The organism is Plastoroseomonas hellenica, assembly GCF_018129085.1.
In the GTDB taxonomy this organism is placed as follows: Bacteria; Pseudomonadota; Alphaproteobacteria; order Acetobacterales; family Acetobacteraceae; genus Plastoroseomonas; species Plastoroseomonas hellenica.
Window position 1 is genome coordinate 1 of the sequence record NZ_JAAGBB010000082.1, and the last position, 18,169, is coordinate 18,169.

Here is an 18,169-nt window from a genome sequence, read left to right on the forward strand (position 1 = left end):
GGCACCGGCAGCGCCGCCAGGGCGACCGGCGTATTGCGCCCGCCGCTCCTGCCACGCGGCTCGGGGACCGGCAGCGGCGCGGTGGCAGCGAGGGCGGTGCCCGCGAAGCGCCCGCGGCGCGGCGGATCCGGCATCGGCGCCAGTTCCGGCGCTTCGTCGCGGCGCGATTCGGCGAGGCGGGCGGCGCCTTCCGGCGTCGAGCCGTCGGGGATTGGGTCCATGCGGACCACCGCGCCCGGTGGCGGGACGGCGATGCTCGCCACCTGGTAGCTGGCGGATCGCGGCGCCGAGGCGCTGTCCACCGGCTCCATGCGGATGACCGGGCCGGGCGGCAGCTGCGCGACTTGCACGTTCGGCGGCGGCGCATCCATCTGCTGGCGGCGCTGTTCGCGCAGCGCCAGCATGGTGCCCTGGTTCATGCGGCGCGGACCGGGCGGGATGCTGGTCGGGATATCGGCCGCAGCATAGACCTCCGGCGGCGCCCGGCGCGTCGGGTGCGCATCTGCGATGCGGGGGCCGATGCGGGCGACGTAGTTGCGCGTCTCGGTCGGCAGGCCGCGGCTGGCCCAAAGGTAATCCTCCAGCCGCCGCGGGCCGGCATTATAGGCCGCGAGGAAGGCGGGCGACCCGTAGAGGTCGTACATCTCCCGGATATAGGCGGTGCCGGCCATGATGCTGTCATAGGGGTGGTAGGCGTCGTCGCCGAGATTGTAGCGGCTGCGGAGCTCCGCATAGGTCTGCGGCATCACCTGCATCAGGCCCATGGCGCCGACCGGGCTGGTCGCGGCGGCGCGGCCGCCACTCTCCTGGCGCATCACCTCGCGGATCCAGCGTTCCGGCACGTCGAAGCGCTGCGCCGCCTCGCGAATGTAAGGCCCCCAGGGATCGGAGGGCGGACCGGGCGGATCGTAGCTGCGCGAATGCGCCGAGCTGTGGCGCGATCCGGTGCTGCTGTTGTTGGTTGCACAGCCGGCGAGTGCCGCAGCAAGCGCCATCATCGCCAGCGGCCAGATGCGCCTGTGCCGAGCGCCGCCCCTCTGCGAAGGATCCATCCCCTCGATCTCCCCTGTGTCGACGCGGTCAGCGTCCCCCGCTGGCCTCGCGACTCCCCGATCGTCCTGACCCCGTGCCGGCCCGCCATCCATCCCCCGACGAATGGCGAAGCCCGCAGCCCGGCACTTGGCGCCGGTCTTCAAGCACTACACGAAGCTTATGCCACAAGCCCTAACGGAAGGCTCGTGGGCGGGTCAAGCATAGCGCTTGGAGAATGGCGGATTCAGGGCACATCATCGCGATGGCGTCGCCATGGAATTTCCATTATCCCGGCGCATTCCCATCTTGTTCGGAGCGAAGGCGCAATCATCAGCCGTCGCGATCGCGGAGCCTGCCTCATGATGCCTTTGAGCCGCCTCCTGCCCCTCTCCGTCCTGCTGCTGGCGAGCAGCCTGGCGGCCTGCGCCCCGGCGGCCCAGAACAGCACGGTCAGCGCCTATGCGGTCGGCGCCCAGGGCTACGTGACCTATGGCACCATCGTCGGCATGCGGCCGGTGCAGGTGACCGGCACGCGCAGTGGCCTCGGCGTCGGCGCCGGCGCGATCGCCGGCGGCCTGGTGGGCAGCACGGTCGGCCGCGGCTGGCGGGCCAATACCGTGGGCGGCGTGGCCGGCGCGCTGATCGGCGGCCTTGCCGGCGCCGCGATCGAAGAGGGTGTAACCTCCGGCCAGGCGGTCGAGTTCACCATCCAGGAGGATGGCGGGCAGCCGATCGCCGTGGTGCAGACCAATGAGTTGGCGTTCCAGGTCGGTGAGCGCGTCGCGATCTCCCGCACCGATCGGGTGCGCCTGAGCCGCGCCGCGGTCCCGCCGCCGGGAAGCGGCGGCTATCCGCCGGGGCCGGGGGCCTATCCGTCCGGGAAGTAAGCTGGCGGCGACGCCATCACTTTGTTTTGAGACCGCCGCTTAGCACGCGTTGTTTTGCACCGCAGCACTTGCACCACGCGCACCTTCTTGCCTTTCTGCACGCGCCGGTTGTTGCTGCATCGCACATTGGCGCACTTGTCCTGAACCACGCCCGCGATGCGGCGTGCCGGAGCCGGGTATCCCATCATGACCATCCTCTTGACCGGCGGCATGGGCTTCATCGGCTCCGCGGTTGTCCGGCGCCTGCTCGCCACCACGGACGAGACGGTGGTGAACGTGGATTGCCTGACCTATGCCGCCAGCCCCGAGAGCCTGGGCAAGGCCGCGCAGGATCGGCGCCACATCCACATTGCCGCCGATATCTGCGACGCGGAAGCGATGCGCACCGCCTTCGCGACTTGGCAGCCATCGCGGGTGATGCACCTTGCCGCTGAGAGCCATGTCGATCGCTCGATCGATGGCCCGGCTGCCTTCATCCGCACCAATGTCCTCGGCACCCAGGTGCTGCTCGAAGCCGCGCGCGCCCATTGGAACGGGCTGACGGGCGCGGCGCGCGAGGCGTTCCGCTTCCACCACGTCTCGACCGACGAGGTGTTTGGCGCGCTCGACCATGGCGCGCCCCCCTTCGACGAGCACACCCCCTACGATCCGCGCAGCCCCTATTCGGCTTCCAAGGCGGCATCCGATCATCTGGTGCGCGCCTGGCAGCACACCTACGGCATGCCGAACTTCGTCTCCAACACGACGAACAACTACGGCCCCTGGCAATTCCCCGAGAAGCTGATCCCGCTGGTCACGCTGAACGCGCTCGAGGGCAAGACGCTGCCGGTCTATGGCGACGGCTCCAACGTGCGCGACTGGCTGCATGTCGAGGATCATGCGGAGGCGCTGGTGCTGGCGCTGTTCCGCGGCGAACCGGGTGCCACCTATTGCATCGGCCCGCGGCAGGAGCGGAGCAACCTGCAGGTGGTGCGGGCGATCTGCGCCACGCTCGACCGGCTGCGGCCGGACCCCGCGGGCTCCCGGGAGCGGCTGATCACCTTCGTGCGCGATCGGCCCGGACACGACCTCCGCTATGCCATGGATCCCAAGGGCGCCGAGGCGGCGCTCGGTTGGCATGCGAAGCATGATTTCGAGAGCGGGCTCGACGCCACCATCCGCTGGTACCTCGACAACGAGGCCTGGTGGCGGCCGATCCGCGACAAGCGTTATGCCGGGCAGCGGCTCGGCGGCTAGAGCATGATACGTTCGCCTGCGCTCGCGCATTACGCTCCAGCTTATTGTTCGATCGCGCGATTCAGACTTTTCGGCGATTGCGCCGCAAGTCATCGCGCTCTGGGAGTGACGGCATGAAGGGCATCCTGCTCGCCGGCGGATCCGGCACACGGCTGCATCCGATGACGCTGGCGGCGTCGAAGCAGTTGCTGCCGGTCTACGACAAGCCGATGGTCTATTATCCGCTCGGCACGCTGATGCTGGCGGGCATCCGCGACATCCTGCTGATCTCGACGCCCCAGGACCTGCCGCAGTTCCAGCGGCTGCTGGGTGACGGATCGCAATTCGGGATACGGCTGAGCTATGCCGAACAGCCGAAGCCCGAGGGCATCGCCCAGGCCTTCCAGATCGGCGCCGACTGGATCGGCGGCGAGCCCTGCGCGCTGGCGCTCGGCGACAACATCATCTACGGCGACGGCCTGCCGGCGCAGCTCCAGGATGCGGCGGCGCGTAGCGCGCGCGGCGAGAGCACCATCTTCGCCTATCGCGTCGCCGACCCTGAACGCTACGGCGTCGCGGAGTTCGATGCCGCGGCGCGGGTTCTCTCGATCGAGGAGAAGCCGCAGAAGCCAAAGAGCGACTGGGCGGTGATCGGCCTCTATTTCTACGACGCCAGGGTGACGGAGCTGGCGCGTGGCCTGGCGCCCTCGGCACGCGGCGAGCTCGAGATCACCGATCTCAACAAGCTCTATCTCACCGATGGCTCGCTGCGCGCCGAGCGGCTGGGGCGCGGCTCCGCCTGGCTGGACGCGGGAACGCCGGCATCGCTGCTGCAGGCCGCCCTCTTCGTGCAGACGGTGCAGGAGCGGCAGGGGCTGCAGGTCGGCTGCCCGGAGGAGATCGCCTTCGCCATGGGCTTCATCGACGCGCCGGCGCTGACCAGCGCTGCCGCGGCGCTCGGCAAGACGGCCTATGGGCAGTACCTGATCCACCTGGCGAAGGAGGCCGCCGAGGCATGAAGATCGAGCGTTTCGCGATCCCCGGCCTGATCCTGCTGGAGCCGGCCCGTCACGGCGATACGCGCGGCTTCTTCTCGGAGGTCTTCAACCGGCAGCGCTTCGCCGAGGCCGGCATCCCGACCGAGTTCGTGCAGGACAACCACTCGCTCTCGCGGGAGAAGGGCGTGGTGCGGGGGCTGCACTTCCAGATGCCGCCGCATGCGCAGGGCAAGCTGGTGCGGGTGCCGCGCGGCGCCGTGCTCGACGTCGCGGTCGATCTGCGCATGGGCTCGCCAACCTATGGGCGGCACGAGGCGGTGGTGCTCTCGGCGGAGAACTGGCGGCAGCTCTGGATCCCGCCGGGCTTCGCCCATGGCTTCGTGACGCTCGAGCCGGATACCGAGATGCTCTACAAGGTCGACGCCTTCTACAACCGCGAGGCCGATCGCTCGCTGCGCTGGAACGACCCGGTGCTCGACATAAGCTGGGGCATCTCGGAGAGCGAGGCGATCCTCTCCGAGAAGGACCGTGCGGCACCATTGCTTGCCGATCTCCCACCCGCCTTCCGCTGGGAGGGCTGAGATGCGCCGCATCCTCGTCACCGGCCAGGGCGGGCAATTGGCGACCGGGCTCACGGATGCCCTGCCGGCACGGGATTTCACCCCGTTGCTGGTCGGCCAGCCGGATTTCGACTTCGTCGATCCCGCGGGCGTCGCGCGCGCCTTCGCCGCGGCGCGGCCGGAGGCGGTGGTGAACTGCGCCGCCTGGACGGCGGTCGACGCCGCCGAAGACCAGGAGCCGGCGGCCTTCCTGGCCAATGCGCTGGGCCCGGCGCAGCTCGCGGGACTTTGCGCGGCGGCGGACATCCCCCTGATCCAGGTCAGCACGGATTACGTCTTCGACGGCGCCAAGGGCGCACCCTATGACGAGGCGGATCCGCCGGCGCCGGTTTCGGCCTATGGGCGGACCAAGCTGGCCGGGGAATGGGCGGCGCTCGCCGGCAATCCCCGGACCTTGGTACTGCGCACCGCCTGGGTGCATGCGCCGGTCGGCCGCAACTTCGTGGACACGATGCTGCGCCTCGGCGCCGAGCGGGAGGAGTTGCGCGTGGTCGCCGATCAGCGCGGCGCGCCGACCGCGGCCCCCGACCTCGCTGACGCGATCGCCGGCATCCTGGCGGTGATCCGCGACGCGGGCTGGCAGCCGGCCCACCGGAGTGTCTTCCATGCGGTGAATGCGGGGGAGACCACCTGGCATGGCTTCGCGGAAGCCATCTTCGCGATGGCCGGCGGCAAGCGGCCGCGCGTGGTGCCGATCGCGACCAGCGACTATCCCACCAAGGCCCATCGCCCGGCCGATTCCCGCCTGTTGACGCGGAAGCTCGCCGAGGTCTTCGGCGTCACCCTCCCGTCCTGGGAGGATGGGCTGCGGCGCGTCCTGGCCGCGCGTGGCTGACCGGACGCACGCTTGAACCGGCCGCGGAACCGGCCGGAGAATGGGCGATCGAGGCAGGGCACTGCCCTGCCATCTCCCCAGAGAAAGCCCGGTACCGATGCCTGACACCACCCTTCCCGCCGGCCTGACGCGCGATGCCGCCGATGCGCGACCGTTGCACGCCATCCGCCCCGCCGCGCTGCCCGGCTTCCTGGAGGGGTTGCCGACCGCTCAGGCGAGCTTCCTCGCCGCCATGGGCTTCGCGGCCAAGGCCGGCGAGACCGCGCTGCTGCCCGGCGAGGCCGGCATTGCCGGCGCCGTGCTTGGCCTCGGCGACAGCGAGGCGCCCTGGCCCTGGGGTGCCGCACCGCTCGGCCTGCCGGATGGCAGCACCTGGCGCCTGGTGGATCCGGCACTGGGCGACACCGCAGCGCTCGGCTGGGCGCTCGGCGCCTATCGGTTCGGACGCTACAAGCCGGCGAAGCGCCTGCCGGCGCGCCTGGTGCTGCCACGGGGCGCCGAGCGCGGCGTGATCCTGGCCGAGGCGATGATCCGGGCCCGTGACCTCATCAATACCCCCGCGGCCGACCTGGGCCCGGCCGAGCTTGCCGACGCCGTGCGGGGTGTCGCGGAGACCCACGGCGGTCAATTCAGCGTGATCGAAGGCAAAGCCTTGCAGGACGGGTTCCCGGCCCTCCATGCGGTCGGCGCCGGCAGCCCCCGCGCGCCGCGCGTCGCCATCCTGGAATGGGACAGCGGCGTGCCGGGTGCGCCCCTGGTGGCGCTTTGCGGCAAGGGGGTCTGCTTCGATACCGGCGGGCTCGACCTCAAGCCCGCCGCCGGCATGCTGCGCATGAAGAAGGACATGGGCGGCGCCGCGATCCTGATCGGGTTGGCAGAGGCGGTGATGCGCACGCGGCTGCCGGTGCGGCTGCTGCTGCTGGTCGGCGCCGTGGAAAACGCGGTTTCCGGCACCGCCATGCGGCCGATGGACGTGCTGCGCACCCGCAAGGGCCTGACCGTCGAGATCGGCAACACGGATGCCGAGGGACGTCTGGTGCTCTGCGATCTGCTGGCTTTCGCCGCCGAGCGCCATCCCGCGGCGGTCATAGATGCCGCCACCCTGACCGGCGCCGCCCGGGTGGCGCTGGGGCCGGATCTGCCGGCGCTGTTCTGCAATGACGAAAACCTCGCAAATCTCATCAAGTGTGGCAGCGAAGCCTCGCATGATGGTGTTTGGCGGCTGCCATTGCATTCCGATTACGATTCGTGGCTGGACAACACGGCCGCTGATCTGTGCAATGTTGGAACAAAGCCCATGGCGGGTGCAGTGATCGCAGCATTGTTTTTGCAGCGCTTCGTTCCACCTGGCCTGCCCTGGGCCCATCTGGACGTCTATGCCTGGAACGACGGGCATCGGCCGGGCCGCCCGGAGGGCGGCGAAGCCCAAGCCCTGCGGGCGCTGCATGCGGCTCTTGCGTTGCTGAATGAGGACAAGATCGAGTCGCGGCCCCAATAAGCGTATACGAGACGTGCAGGGAACTTTCCGCCCCGTCAGCGGTTTCCGGGATCGGTGCCGGTTCTGTCGGTGGCTATCGTAACGACGCCTTCCCAGGGTGTGGCCGCAACGAGGGCGGCACCCCAGGAGGCCAGAAAAGGATAGGCAACATGCCCATTCAGACCAATCCCGACCAGCTGGTCGGCATCATGCGGGACACGGTGGTGGCGCTGGTGCGCCGCGACGGGCCCGATCTTTCGGCGCGCCAGCTTGGCGTCTTCCTCACCGTCTATCTGAACGACGGCCCGCACACGGTCCGCGGCCTGGCGGCTGAGCTGAACGTCTCCAAGCCGGCCATCACCCGCGCGCTCGACCGGCTCGGCGAGCTCGACCTCGCCCGCCGCAAGGTGGACCCGATGGACCGCCGCAGCGTGCTGGTGCAGCGCACCGTGAAGGGCACGACCTTCCTGCGTGACATGCGCAGCATCATGGTGGAGGCCGAGGCCAACACCCGCGACGTGCACATCCAGGAAGCCGCCAACGCCGAAGTCTCGGCGCCGGCCGCCCGCCGCGCGATGTGACCGCCCGGACCCGGCGCCGCATGGTGCCGGGGTCCGGGCCGGGTTGCTGCCGCCGGCTGGAGCATGATCCGTTCGGGATCAGGCTCCAGGCGTCGTTCGATGGTGTGATTCAGACTTTTCGGCCGAACCGGCCTCAAGTCATCACGCTCAATACCCCGCGGCGAAGTCCACGAGGTTGATGGGCACGCGCCCTTCGCGGACGCGTCGGATGTTCTCGACCACCTGGGGCGCCGCGCTCTCGGGGATGGTGATGCTGGCCGCGTGCGGCGTCATCACGACCCTGGGGTGCGTCCAATAGGCATGCTCGGCGGGCAGGGGCTCGGGCTGGAAGACATCCAGCGCGGCACCGGCGACGTGCCCCTGATCCAGGGCCGCGAGCAGGTCTGCATCCACGACATGCCCACCCCGGGCACCGTTGATCACGAAGGCACCACGCGGCAGCAGCGCCAGCAGGCGGGCATCGATCACGCCCCGCGTCTCCGGCGTCAGCGGCAGCAGACAGACCAGGATGTCGCTCCGCCGCGCCAGAGCATCGAGGCCGTCCTGCCCGTGGAAGCTCTCCACCCCCGGTACGGTCTTCGGGCGGCGCGACCAGCCGCCGACCGGAAAGCCGATGCCGGCGATCAGCTTCGCCGCATGCGATCCCAGCTCCCCCAGTCCCAGGATGCCGACGCGGCGCGCGGCCGTGACCGGCGCCTCCAGCTCCTCCCAGACCCGATCGCGCTGCTGCGCGCGGTATTCCAGGTCCTGGCGGTGGAAGCGCAGCACGTTGAGCAACACCCATTCGCCCATCTGCGTCGTCAACATGGTGTCGACGAGGCGTGCCACCGGGATGCCTGGCGGTGGTCCCGGCGGCCGCAGCAGATGGTCCACGCCCGCGCCCATGGAGACGATGAGCTTCAGCTTCGGGTAGCGCCTGAGCTCGTTCATGTCGTGCGAGGTCCAGCAGACCGCGACCTCGATCTCTTCCGGCGGGCCGGACTCCGGGAACATCCGGATCTCGAGCGTGGGATCGACCGCGAGCAGGGCGTGGCGCCAATGCTCCATCAGATGCGGCTTCATCGACAGCAGGATGGCCATACTCAGCTCCCCTTCACGCGCTGCTCTTCGCTGGAGCGCTCCTGCTCCACCTGCACCACGAACTCCCGCCAGCGCTCCCGCCGCGCCGCCGCGAGTTCCCGCCCATCCGGCAGCTTGGCGTAGAGGCTGAGCACGCCCTGCGCCCAGAGCGCGTCCATATTGGCCTCCCGCGCCAGGGCATAGGCGGCGGTGCGGTCGAAGACGCCGTCCTTCACGCGCGGATGTACCTTCGCGAGCCACCACCAGACGCCGACAGCGAGGATCGCGGCGCCGAGATAGAAATGCACCAGGGCGGTCGCGCCGAAGCTCGCCGCCAGGATCAGCGCGGCGGGCCAGACATTCTCCCAGGTCCGATAGACCGGGCTGCCCGGTGAGTTCATGCGGCGGATATGCACGCCGAGCTTGACGGCATCCGCATCGAGCAGCGCCTTCAGGCGATCCAGTTCATTCACGATGCGACGGGCGCTCCCTGTACCGCCGCCAGATCGAAGGCGGCGGCCATCAGCGCCCGCGTGTAGGGCTGTTGCGGGGCGGCGACAACCGCCTCCGCCTCCCCTTCCTCCACCACGCGCCCATCCTTGAGAACGATGATGCGGTGCGCCATGGCGCGCACGACGCGCAGGTCATGGCTGATAAAGAGATAGGCCAGGTGGTGCTTCTCCTGCAGCGCGCGCAGCAGGTCGACCACCTGCGCCTGGACCGAGACGTCGAGCGCCGAGGTCGGCTCGTCCAGCACCAGGAAGCGCGGCTTCAGCACCAGGGCGCGCGCGATCGCGATGCGCTGGCGCTGGCCACCGCTGAACTCGTGCGGGTAGCGCTCGGCGGTCGCGGGGTCGAGGTTGACCTCCTCGAGCGCCGTCGCGACCGCCCTGGCGCGCTGCGCGGCGGTCAGGCCGGGCTCATGCACGGCCAGCCCCTCGCCCACGATCTCGGCCACGCTCATGCGCGGCGAAAGGCTGCCATAGGGATCCTGGAAAACCACCTGCAGGCGCCGGCGCAGCGGCCGCATGGCGCCGCGGTCGAGATCCTGGATCGGCCTGCCCTCGAAGAGGATGCCGCCCTCGCTGCGCTCCAGCCGCAGCAGCGCGAGGCCGAGCGTGGTCTTGCCGCTGCCGCTTTCGCCGACCAGGCCAAGCGTCTCGCCCTCCCGCACCGAGAGCGACACGCCGTCGACGGCGCGCACCGTCGCGACCACGCGGCGCAGCACGCCGCGGCGCACCGGGAAATGCACCTTCACATCCTCGCCGCGCAAGATCTCCGGCGCGCTGTCCGCCGCCGGTGCCGGGCGGCCGCGCGGCTCGGTCGCCAGCAGCATGCGGGTATAGGGATGCGAAGGCGCGGCGAAGACCTCCGCGACTGGCCCCTGCTCCACCGCCTCCCCATCCTTCATCACCACGACCCGGTCGGCGTGGCGGCGCACGATCTGCAGGTCATGGGTGATGAGCAGCATGGCCATCGAGAGCTCGCGCTTCAGCCGCGCCAGCAATTCGAGGATCTGCGCCTGGATGGTGACGTCGAGTGCCGTCGTCGGCTCGTCCGCGATCAGCAGCTTGGGATCGTTGGCAAGCGCCGCCGCGATCATCACGCGCTGGCGCTGGCCGCCGGAGAGCTGGTGCGGATAGGCACCGAGCCGCGCCTCCGCCTCCGGGAAGCCGGCGCGGGTCAGGAGTTCCACGACGCGGGTCCTGAGGGCCGCGCCGCGCATCGGCCGATGCAGGGTCACCGCCTCCCCCACCTGGCGCCCGATATTGTGGAGCGGGTTCAGCGAGGTCATCGGTTCCTGGAAGACCATGCCGGCGACGCCGCCGCGCAGCCGCTGCAGATCCCGCTCCGGCGCGCGCAGCACATCGGTGCCATCGAGCGTGATGCCGCCCGCCGGATTGGCGCCACCGGTCGGCAGCAATTGCAGGCAGGACAATGCGGTGACCGACTTGCCGCTGCCGCTTTCGCCCACCAGCGCCACCGTCTCGCCGGCGTCCACATGGAAGGAGACGCCGCGCACCACGGTGTTGCCGCGGAAGGCGACGGAGAGGTCGCGGACATCGAGAAGCGCCATCTACCGCGACCCTCCGGGGAGCTTCCGCGGATCGAAGGCGTCGCGCACCGCCTCGCCCACGAAGATCAGCAGGGTCAGCATGCCGCCCAGCACGACGAAGCCGGTCATCGCGAGCCAGGGCGCCTGCAGGTTGTTCTTGCCCTGGTTCACCAGCTCCCCCAGCGAGGCCGAGCCGGGCGGCAGGCCGAAGCCGAGGAAGTCGAGGCTTGCCAGCACCGTCACCGAGCCCGAGAGCGTGAAGGGCAGGAAGGTGAGCGTCGCCACCATCGCGTTCGGCAGGATGTGCCGCGCCATCAGCCGCAGATCCGAGACGCCGAGTGCGCGCGCCGCGCGCACGTAGTCGAGGTTGCGGCCACGCAGGAACTCCGCCCGTACCACGCCGGTCAACCCCATCCAGGAGAAGAGCAGCAGGAAGGCGAGCAGGACCCAGAAGCTGGGTTCGATCACGCTCGCCAGGATGATGAGCAGGAAGAGCTGCGGCATGCCCGACCAGATCTCGATGAAGCGCTGGAAGATCAGGTCCACCCGGCCGCCATAGAAGCCCTGCACGGCGCCGGCGGCAATGCCGAGCACGCTGCTGATGACCGTCAGCGTGAAGCCGAACAGCACCGAGATTCGGAAGCCGTAGATCACCCGCGCCAGCACGTCCCGTGCCTGGTCGTCGGTGCCCAGCCAGTTGCGCGCCGAAGGTGGCGAAGGCGCCGGCCGGCCGAGATCGCGCACCACGGTGCGATAGGCATAGGGGATCGCCGGCCAGATCGCCCAGCCGCGGGAAGCGATCTCCTGCTGCAGCGTCGGGTCGTGCCAGTCGGCATCGGTCGGCAGGCCGTCGGACAGGACGTCGCTCTCGGCGTAGTCGACCAGCGCCGGAAAGAAGAAGCGGCCGTCCACGCGGGCCAGAAGGGGCCGGTCATTGGCGACGAATTCCGCGAACAACGTCACCAGGAACAGGACGGTGAAGATCCAGAGCGACCACCAGCCGCGCCGGTTGGCGCGGAAATTGGCCAGGCGCCGCTGCGTAATCGGGCTCAGCCTGCTGCGCGCCGGGACGGCGGCCTGATCGGCGGTCGCTGTGGTATCGGGCATTGCTACGATGGACCGGCCCCTGCTGACATCCTGGCCCGCAGGGCCAACCGGCCCATCATTCCCACAAACGCCGGGATTTCCCCAGCGCCATGTGGCGCGCCCCGGCTATTCATCGCGCAGCGGGCGGGCCATGAGCCGGGCGATCGCCTCGGCCAGGGTGAGGCCCCCTTGCAGCAGCTCCGCCACCGCCTCGCAGATCGGCAGCTCCACGCCCGCCGCCCGGGCGCGGGCGACGAGCGCCGGGGCCGTCGCCACGCCCTCCGTCACGCCGGCCCGCGCTGCCAGCACATCTGCCAGCCGCTCCCCGCGCCCCAGCGCCAGGCCGAGCGACATGTTGCGGCTGCCGACACCGGCCGTGGTCAGCATCAGATCGCCGAGACCGGAGAGCCCGGACGCGGTCTCCGCCCGGCCACCGAGCGCCAAGGTCAGCCGCGCCAGCTCCGCGAGGCCACGGGTCACCAGCGCGGCACGGGCATTCTCGCCGAGGCCGGCACCGATCACCGCGCCGGCGGCGATCGCGATCACGTTCTTGGCGGCGCCACCGACCTGGGCGCCGATGGCATCATCATTGCCATAAAGCCGAAAGACCGGGCCGGAGAGCAGGGCCAGCGCAGTCGCCCGCAGCCCGGGATCGGCGCCGGCCACGACCGCGGCGGCAGGCAGGCCGCGCGCCACCTCATGCGCGAAATTGGGGCCGGTCAGCACACCCGCCACGGCGCCGGGCCACGCCTCGGCCAGGATCTCGAGCGGCAGGCGGTGGGTGTCCCGCTCCACCCCCTTGGCGCAGACCAGCAACGGGACGGCGATCGCCGGCAGCGCGGCGAGCGTCGCGCGCATCCCCTGCACCGGCACTGCCAGCAGCGCCAGCGCCGCGCCCGCGAGCGCCGCCTCGGCATCGGCGGTGACCTGCAGCGCCACCGGCAGCGGGATGCCCGGCAGGTAACGCGCATTCTCCCGCGCTGCCGCGATCGTCGCCGCGCGGGCGGGGTCGCGCGCCCAGAGCACGCCCTCCCCCCCCGCACGGACCGCCTGCACGGCGAGCGCCGTCCCCCAGGCCCCGGCCCCGATCACCGCGATGCGCGCCACGCTCCTATTCCTCCGCGATGCGGGTCACGGCGACGCCCTGCCCGGCCTCGCCATCGCCGAGGCGCTCGAGCAGCGCGGCCAGGATGGTGCGCGCCGCATCCTCGAAGCCGAAGGGCGGGTTCACCACGATCAGGCCGCTGCCGTTCAGCCGCTGCGGATCGGTCGGCTCGCGCAGGAACAGCGCGCAATCGAGGATGTCGCGCACGCCGCTCTCCGCCAGCGCCGCGTGGAAGGCGCGCACCGGCGCGCGATGCTTCACCGGATACCAGGCAACCAGGATGCCGGCACGAAAGCGGTGGTTGACGCGGCGGATGCCGGCGGCGAGCCGATCGAATTCGCCGTCTTCCTCGAAGGGCGGATCCATCAGCACCAGGCCGCGCTTCTCCGGGAAGGGGCTCAGCGCGCCGAGCGCCTCATAGGCGTCGCGCCGATGCACCGCGACCTGCGGATCGCGTGCAAAGAGCGCGCGGAGCGCGGCGTGATCCTCGGGATGCAATTCATTCGCCACCAGCCGGTCGCCTGGGCGCAGCAAGGCGCGGACCAGGACCGGCGACCCCGGATAGTGCGCGGGGAAGCCGCCCTCCCGCAGCAGCGCCGCATAGTCGGCGAGCGGCCCTTCGGTGATCCCGGCCAGCCGCGCGGCACCGCGCAGGGCTTCCCCGGTGCGCGTCGCCTCCGAAGCCGCGAGATCATAGGTGCCGCGGCCGGCATGGGTATCGAGCACGGCGAAGGGCGTGGCCTTCCGGGCCAGGGCGCGCAGCAGCGCGACCAGCAGCACATGCTTCAGGCAATCGGCATGGTTGCCGGCGTGGAAAGCGTGGCGATAGTTCACCCGCGCGGGTTAGAGCAGCACGCGCCGGGCCGCAACCGCGTTACACGGCAGCGGCCAGTTCTTCGCGTGTCATGAAAGGCATCTGCGCCCAGAAGCCTGCGCGCTCATCCCGCATCTTCTTCAGCCAGCCCTGCACCCTGCCATCGGGGCAGACCGTTTCACCGGTCTCGCCTTGGTTGGACGGGTAGCGGCGCACCTGCGGGTTGGTGAAGCTGTGCCCGACGCTGGGATGGCCGAGGACCTCCATGCCTTCGTTCGCCCAGCAATTCAGATCCTGAGCCATCTTGTAGGCATAGCCGCCCGGCGTCGCGCAGGAACAGGCGAAGAGCACCACCTTCACCCAGGGCTGGCCATAGTACCAGATCGCGTCGGTGAGGTCGCCACGGCTGGCATTGTCGAAGCCCGCAGAAGCGAGGCCGCCCTTCCAGCCATGCCCGAAATAGATGATCGCGTCGTACCACTGGCTGCCGGCACCCTGCTGCATCTTGTCGAGAATGCTCTGGCGACGCTGCTTGGCAGGCGCGTAGTTGTCGAACTTGAAGGTGACGACCTGCTTGCCCATCCCCTCATACATCTTCTTGTAGATCGACATGCCCGGATGGAAGGCGCCGATCGCATCATTCTGCGGCGGCTCATTCTCCTTCGGCCGCATGTTATGCATCGGCGCGAAGACAAAGCTCTTTTCCGGGGGCGTCATGGCGATCACCTCGCTTCGTGATGCCGTTAGTTTGCGGGACCGGTCAGCTGCATGGCAGTGACGACGGTCACTGCGAAACCGCGGCGGCGATCTCGTCCTGCGTCAGGCGCCCAGGTGTGGAACGGCGCCTATTGGCCCGGTGCCCCGCGAAGCTCTTCCAGCGGCCAGCGCGGGCGCGGCGCGTGGCCGAGCGTGTCGACAAGCCCGCGGTTCAGTCGCTCGATGCCGGCCCAGGCGATCATCACCGCGTTGTCGGTGCAGAGGCGGATCGGCGGTGCGACCAGCGCGACGCCACGCGACGCCGCCACCCCCGACAGCGCCGCGCGCACGGCACCATTCGCCGCGACCCCGCCCGCCACCACCAGCGCCGTCGCCCCCGGCAGCATCGCCAGCGCATGCGCCGCGCGGTCGGCCAGCACCGCGGCGACCGCTGCCTGGAAGGACGCGGCGATATCGGAGGCCGCCGCATCACCCTTCGCCACCCGTTGCGCCACCGCGGTCTTGAGCCCGCTCCAGGAGAAATCGCAGCCATCCCGCCCGAGCAGGGGTCGCGGCAGCGCTACCCGCCTGGCATCGCCGGAGGCTGCCAGCCGCTCCAGATGCGGCCCGCCCGGCCAGGGCAGGCCCAGGATTTTGGCTGCCTTGTCGAAGGCCTCCCCCACCGCGTCGTCGAGCGTGGTGCCGAGCCGCCGATAGCGGCCGACGCCCTCCACCGCCACGCATTGGCAATGCCCGCCGGAGAGCAGCAGCAGCAGGTAAGGGAATACCGGTGCCCCGCTTGCGACGATGCCCGGGATCCGCGCCGTCAGCGCGTGGCCTTCCAGGTGGTTGATCGCGAGGTATGGCAGGCCGCGCGCGATCGCGATGCCCTTGCCGAGGCCGGCGCCCACGATGAGCCCGCCGATCAGGCCGGGGCCGGCGGTGGCGGCGACCGCGGCCAGCGCATCGAAGCCGATCCCCGCCCGCGCCATCACCCGCGCCACCATGGCAGGCAGGGCTGCAAGGTGGGCGCGGGCGGCGATCTCCGGCACCACGCCGCCGAAGCGGGCGTGTTCCGCCTCCTGGCTCAGCACCGCCTCGGCCAGGATGGTGCCGTCGCCGCGCAGCACCGCGGCGGCGGTCTCGTCGCAGCTCGATTCCAGGCCGAGCACAAGGCTTTGTCCGCTCGCGTGATTGAGACTTTTCGGCCCATCCGGCCTCAAGTCATCACGCTCGTCGGCTGCATGCTGCGGCGACATGGCCGTAACGGTTCCTTCAACGCTTTCGTCAACGCCCGGCGGGTTCTATGACGCCGCCATGTCGCCCGATACCCCCCACCCGGCCGCCGTACGCCCGCACCGCCCCAGCCTGCCGCTGCGCGTCGGCACCCGCGCCTCGCCGCTGGCGCTGGTCCAGACCCGGATGTTCCTCGACCTCGTCACCCGCTTCTGCCCGGTGCTGCGCGACGTGAAGGCTTTCGAGGAGCATCAGATCACCACCTCCGGCGACCGCATCCAGGACCGGAAGCTGGCGGATATCGGGGGCAAGGGCCTCTTCGCCAAGGAGATCCATGAGGCGCTGGCCGATGGCCGGGTCGATTTCGCCGTCCATTCCCTGAAGGACCTGGAGACGGAGCTGCCGCCCGGCATCGTGCTCGCCTGCACCCTGAAGCGGGAGGATGCGCGGGATGCGGTGATCCTCGGCCAGGGCTGTGCCGCACCGGACCCGAATGACCCCTGGGGCGCGATCCCGGCCGGGGCGCTGATCGGCACCTCCTCCGTCCGCCGCCAGTCGCAGCTCCTGCACGCGCGGCCGGACCTTCGGGTCGCGATGATCCGGGGCAATGTGCAGACCCGGCTGGGGCGGGTGCGGGCGGGGGATTTCGCCGCCTCGCTCCTCGCCTATGCCGGGCTGAAGCGGCTCGGCCTCGCGGCCGAGGCCGGGGTGGTGCTGGATGCGGATGCCATGGTGCCGGCCGCCGGCCAGGGCATCGTCGGCGTCACCGTGCGCGCCCGCGACACCGAGCTGCATGAGCTGCTCTCCGGAATCGAGGATCCGGAGGCGCGCGCCGTCTCCACCGCGGAACGCGCCCTGCTGGCGGCGCTCGACGGGTCCTGCCGGACGCCGATCGGCGGCCATGGCCGCCTGCTGCCGAATGGGGAGCTGCATCTGACCGGCCTGGTGGCGCGCGCCGATGGCAGCTTCCTGCTGAAGCGGTCCCTGCACGGGCTGGCGGCGGATGCGGTGCGGATCGGGCGGGAGCTCGGCGAGAGCCTGCGCGCGGACAGCCCACGGGACATCTTTTCCTGACGGCGCCGCCTGGCGTCCTCATCACCCGCCCCGAGCCCGGCGCCGCCGAGACGGCGCGCCAGGTCGCGGCGCAGGGCTGGACGCCGGTGCTGGCGCCGGCGCTGCTGCTGGCGCCCCGCCCCACGACCGCACTCCCCCCGGCCCAGGCGCTGCTGCTGCCGTCCCGCGCCGCCGCGCGCGCCCTGACGCCCCGGGACAACCCAGACCTCCCGGTGCTGGCGGTGGGCGAGGGCACCGCCGCCGAAGCGCGGGCCCAGGGTTTCGCGCAGGTGACGGCAGCGGATGGCGATGCCGCCTCCCTCACCGCCCTCGTCGCCGCGACCCTTCGGCCGGCGGCAGGCCCGCTGCTGCTCGCGGTCGGCGAAGGCTACAGCACGGCGCTCGCCGCAGCCCTCAGGGCCCTCGGCTTCAAGGTGCTGCGGCGGGTGGTCTATGCGGCGACGCCCGCCACCGCCCTGCCGCAGGCGGCGCTGGCGGCGCTGACAGCCGGCAGGGTCGGCAGCGCTTTGTTCTTCTCGCCGCGCTCGGCCACGATCACCGCCGCGCTGCTCCGCGACGCCGGACTTGCCGAAATTTGCATGACAATCGAGGCACTTGCCCTCAGTCCCCGGATCGCCGCGGCACTCGCACCCTTCCCCTGGCGGTGTATCCGGGCCACATCACAGCCCAACCCGGAGGCGCTGCTGGCGTTGCTCGGGCACCGGACGCCGTCAGACTAGTTTTTGATCGCGTGATTCAGGCTTTTCGGCCGATGTCAGCCTCAAGCCATCACGCTCAGAGGGACCTGCGATGACCGAGGCCGAGACCAAACCTGTCCCCCCGGCGCGGCGTCCCGACCCGGCAGTGCTCGCCCTGCTCGCCTGCGGCGCGGTGCTGGTGCTGGCTGTCGTCTGGCTGCTGGCGACCCCGCGCCCCGTGCCGGGCGGCGATCCGCGAACCGTCGCGCTGGAGGAGCGCCTGGCGGCGCTCGAGGCGCGGCGGCCGCCGGACGCCCCCTCCCTCACGCCGCTCGAGCAGCGCATCGCCGCGCTGGAGGCCCACGCCCCGGCGCCGCCCGATGCGCGTCCGGCGGTCGAACGGCTGGAGCAACGCCTGGCAGCCGTCGAGGCACGCCCCACGCCGGATCTCTCCGGCCTTGCGTCCCGCGCTTCGGTCGCGGAACTCGCATCCCGGATCGGCCCCGGCGCCGACCGCCTCGCCGCGCTCGAATCCCGGCTGGCAAATGCCGAGGCCGCGCAGGCACGGCTGGCGGCGCTGGAGAATCGGCTGGCCGCCGCCGAAGCGGTGCAGCCGCGCATCGCCGCACTGGAGGCTGCCCAGGCGCGGGTCGCGGCGCTGGAAGCGGCGCAGGCGCGCGTCGCGGATGTCGAGGCGCGCGCCCGGCGCCTGGCGGCGCAG

General features: G+C 70.9%; 18 protein-coding genes and 1 pseudogene. 10 read left to right on the plus strand and 9 right to left on the minus strand.

Annotation, left to right across the window (positions count from 1 at the left end; all coding sequences use genetic code 11):
* Positions 1 to 1,052 (minus strand): lytic transglycosylase domain-containing protein (locus GXW71_RS32330; protein ID WP_211857694.1); only part of this gene is annotated, 1,052 nt, incomplete at its 3' end.
* Positions 1,053 to 1,391: 339 nt separating this feature from the next.
* Between GXW71_RS32330 and GXW71_RS32335 the strand changes: the two genes are divergently transcribed.
* The 7 genes from GXW71_RS32335 (at position 1,392) to GXW71_RS32365 (ending at position 7,645) form a co-directional block, all read left to right on the plus strand.
* A complete protein-coding gene (locus GXW71_RS32335; RefSeq protein ID WP_246527093.1) occupies positions 1,392 to 1,919 on the plus strand; it encodes an outer membrane lipoprotein in 528 nt (175 codons plus the stop codon).
* A 186-nt stretch (positions 1,920 to 2,105) separates the two neighbouring features.
* The gene (gene rfbB / locus GXW71_RS32340) at positions 2,106 to 3,155 is read left to right on the plus strand and encodes a dTDP-glucose 4,6-dehydratase (protein ID WP_211857696.1); all 1,050 of its coding nucleotides are present in this window, start codon (positions 2,106 to 2,108) and stop codon (positions 3,153 to 3,155) included.
* A 113-nt stretch (positions 3,156 to 3,268) separates the two neighbouring features.
* Positions 3,269 to 4,153, plus strand: a complete 885-nt coding sequence (gene rfbA, locus GXW71_RS32345; protein WP_211857698.1) for a glucose-1-phosphate thymidylyltransferase RfbA — start codon at positions 3,269 to 3,271, stop codon at positions 4,151 to 4,153.
* Positions 4,150 to 4,713: a dTDP-4-dehydrorhamnose 3,5-epimerase gene (gene rfbC / locus GXW71_RS32350; RefSeq protein WP_211857700.1), complete on the plus strand. Its 564-nt coding sequence runs from the start codon at positions 4,150 to 4,152 to the stop codon at positions 4,711 to 4,713. The genes rfbA and rfbC overlap by 4 nt, the downstream gene beginning before the upstream one ends.
* Position 4,714: 1 nt before the next feature.
* Positions 4,715 to 5,587: a dTDP-4-dehydrorhamnose reductase gene (gene rfbD / locus GXW71_RS32355; protein ID WP_211857702.1), complete on the plus strand. Its 873-nt coding sequence runs from the start codon at positions 4,715 to 4,717 to the stop codon at positions 5,585 to 5,587.
* 97 nt (positions 5,588 to 5,684) lie between these two features.
* The gene (locus GXW71_RS32360) at positions 5,685 to 7,085 is read left to right on the plus strand and encodes a leucyl aminopeptidase family protein (protein ID WP_211857704.1); all 1,401 of its coding nucleotides are present in this window, start codon (positions 5,685 to 5,687) and stop codon (positions 7,083 to 7,085) included.
* Positions 7,086 to 7,234: 149 nt separating this feature from the next.
* Entirely contained in the window at positions 7,235 to 7,645 is a 411-nt protein-coding gene (locus GXW71_RS32365) for a MarR family winged helix-turn-helix transcriptional regulator (protein ID WP_211857706.1), read from the plus strand.
* 147 nt (positions 7,646 to 7,792) lie between these two features.
* Here the strand turns inward: GXW71_RS32365 and GXW71_RS32370 are convergent, their stop codons facing one another.
* The 8 genes from GXW71_RS32370 to tsaD form a co-directional block, all read right to left on the minus strand.
* Complete coding sequence (locus GXW71_RS32370; protein WP_246527094.1) at positions 7,793 to 8,725, minus strand: 2-hydroxyacid dehydrogenase; 933 nt, start codon at positions 8,723 to 8,725, stop codon at positions 7,793 to 7,795.
* 2 nt (positions 8,726 to 8,727) lie between these two features.
* Positions 8,728 to 9,177: a hypothetical protein gene (locus tag GXW71_RS32375; protein WP_211857708.1), complete on the minus strand. Its 450-nt coding sequence runs from the start codon at positions 9,175 to 9,177 to the stop codon at positions 8,728 to 8,730.
* Positions 9,174 to 10,781 carry an ABC transporter ATP-binding protein gene (locus tag GXW71_RS32380; protein WP_211857710.1) on the minus strand — a complete coding sequence of 536 codons (1,608 nt, stop codon included), beginning with the start codon at positions 10,779 to 10,781 and terminating at the stop codon, positions 9,174 to 9,176. Before GXW71_RS32380 ends, GXW71_RS32375 begins: the two co-directional genes overlap by 4 nt.
* A complete protein-coding gene (locus GXW71_RS32385; RefSeq protein ID WP_456316001.1) occupies positions 10,782 to 11,867 on the minus strand; it encodes an ABC transporter permease in 1,086 nt (361 codons plus the stop codon).
* 105 nt (positions 11,868 to 11,972) lie between these two features.
* Complete coding sequence (locus GXW71_RS32390; protein WP_211857712.1) at positions 11,973 to 12,953, minus strand: NAD(P)H-dependent glycerol-3-phosphate dehydrogenase; 981 nt, start codon at positions 12,951 to 12,953, stop codon at positions 11,973 to 11,975.
* Between the two features lie 4 nt (positions 12,954 to 12,957).
* A complete protein-coding gene (locus GXW71_RS32395; RefSeq protein WP_211857714.1) occupies positions 12,958 to 13,785 on the minus strand; it encodes a 23S rRNA (adenine(2030)-N(6))-methyltransferase RlmJ in 828 nt (275 codons plus the stop codon).
* A gap of 40 nt (positions 13,786 to 13,825) precedes the next feature.
* Positions 13,826 to 14,482 carry a hypothetical protein gene (locus tag GXW71_RS32400; RefSeq protein ID WP_211857717.1) on the minus strand — a complete coding sequence of 219 codons (657 nt, stop codon included), beginning with the start codon at positions 14,480 to 14,482 and terminating at the stop codon, positions 13,826 to 13,828.
* 128 nt (positions 14,483 to 14,610) lie between these two features.
* Positions 14,611 to 15,633, minus strand: a complete 1,023-nt coding sequence (tsaD, locus tag GXW71_RS32405) for a tRNA (adenosine(37)-N6)-threonylcarbamoyltransferase complex transferase subunit TsaD (protein WP_367617414.1) — start codon at positions 15,631 to 15,633, stop codon at positions 14,611 to 14,613.
* A 145-nt stretch (positions 15,634 to 15,778) separates the two neighbouring features.
* On the opposite strand from tsaD, the gene hemC reads away from it, so the two are divergent.
* The 3 genes and pseudogenes from hemC to GXW71_RS32420 form a co-directional block, all read left to right on the plus strand.
* The gene (hemC, locus tag GXW71_RS32410) at positions 15,779 to 16,771 is read left to right on the plus strand and encodes a hydroxymethylbilane synthase (RefSeq protein WP_246527095.1); all 993 of its coding nucleotides are present in this window, start codon (positions 15,779 to 15,781) and stop codon (positions 16,769 to 16,771) included.
* A gap of 20 nt (positions 16,772 to 16,791) precedes the next feature.
* Entirely contained in the window at positions 16,792 to 17,490 is a 699-nt protein-coding gene (locus tag GXW71_RS32415; protein ID WP_367617415.1) for a uroporphyrinogen-III synthase, read from the plus strand.
* 70 nt (positions 17,491 to 17,560) lie between these two features.
* Positions 17,561 to 18,169, plus strand: a pseudogene (locus tag GXW71_RS32420) (hypothetical protein); the annotation flags it as partial.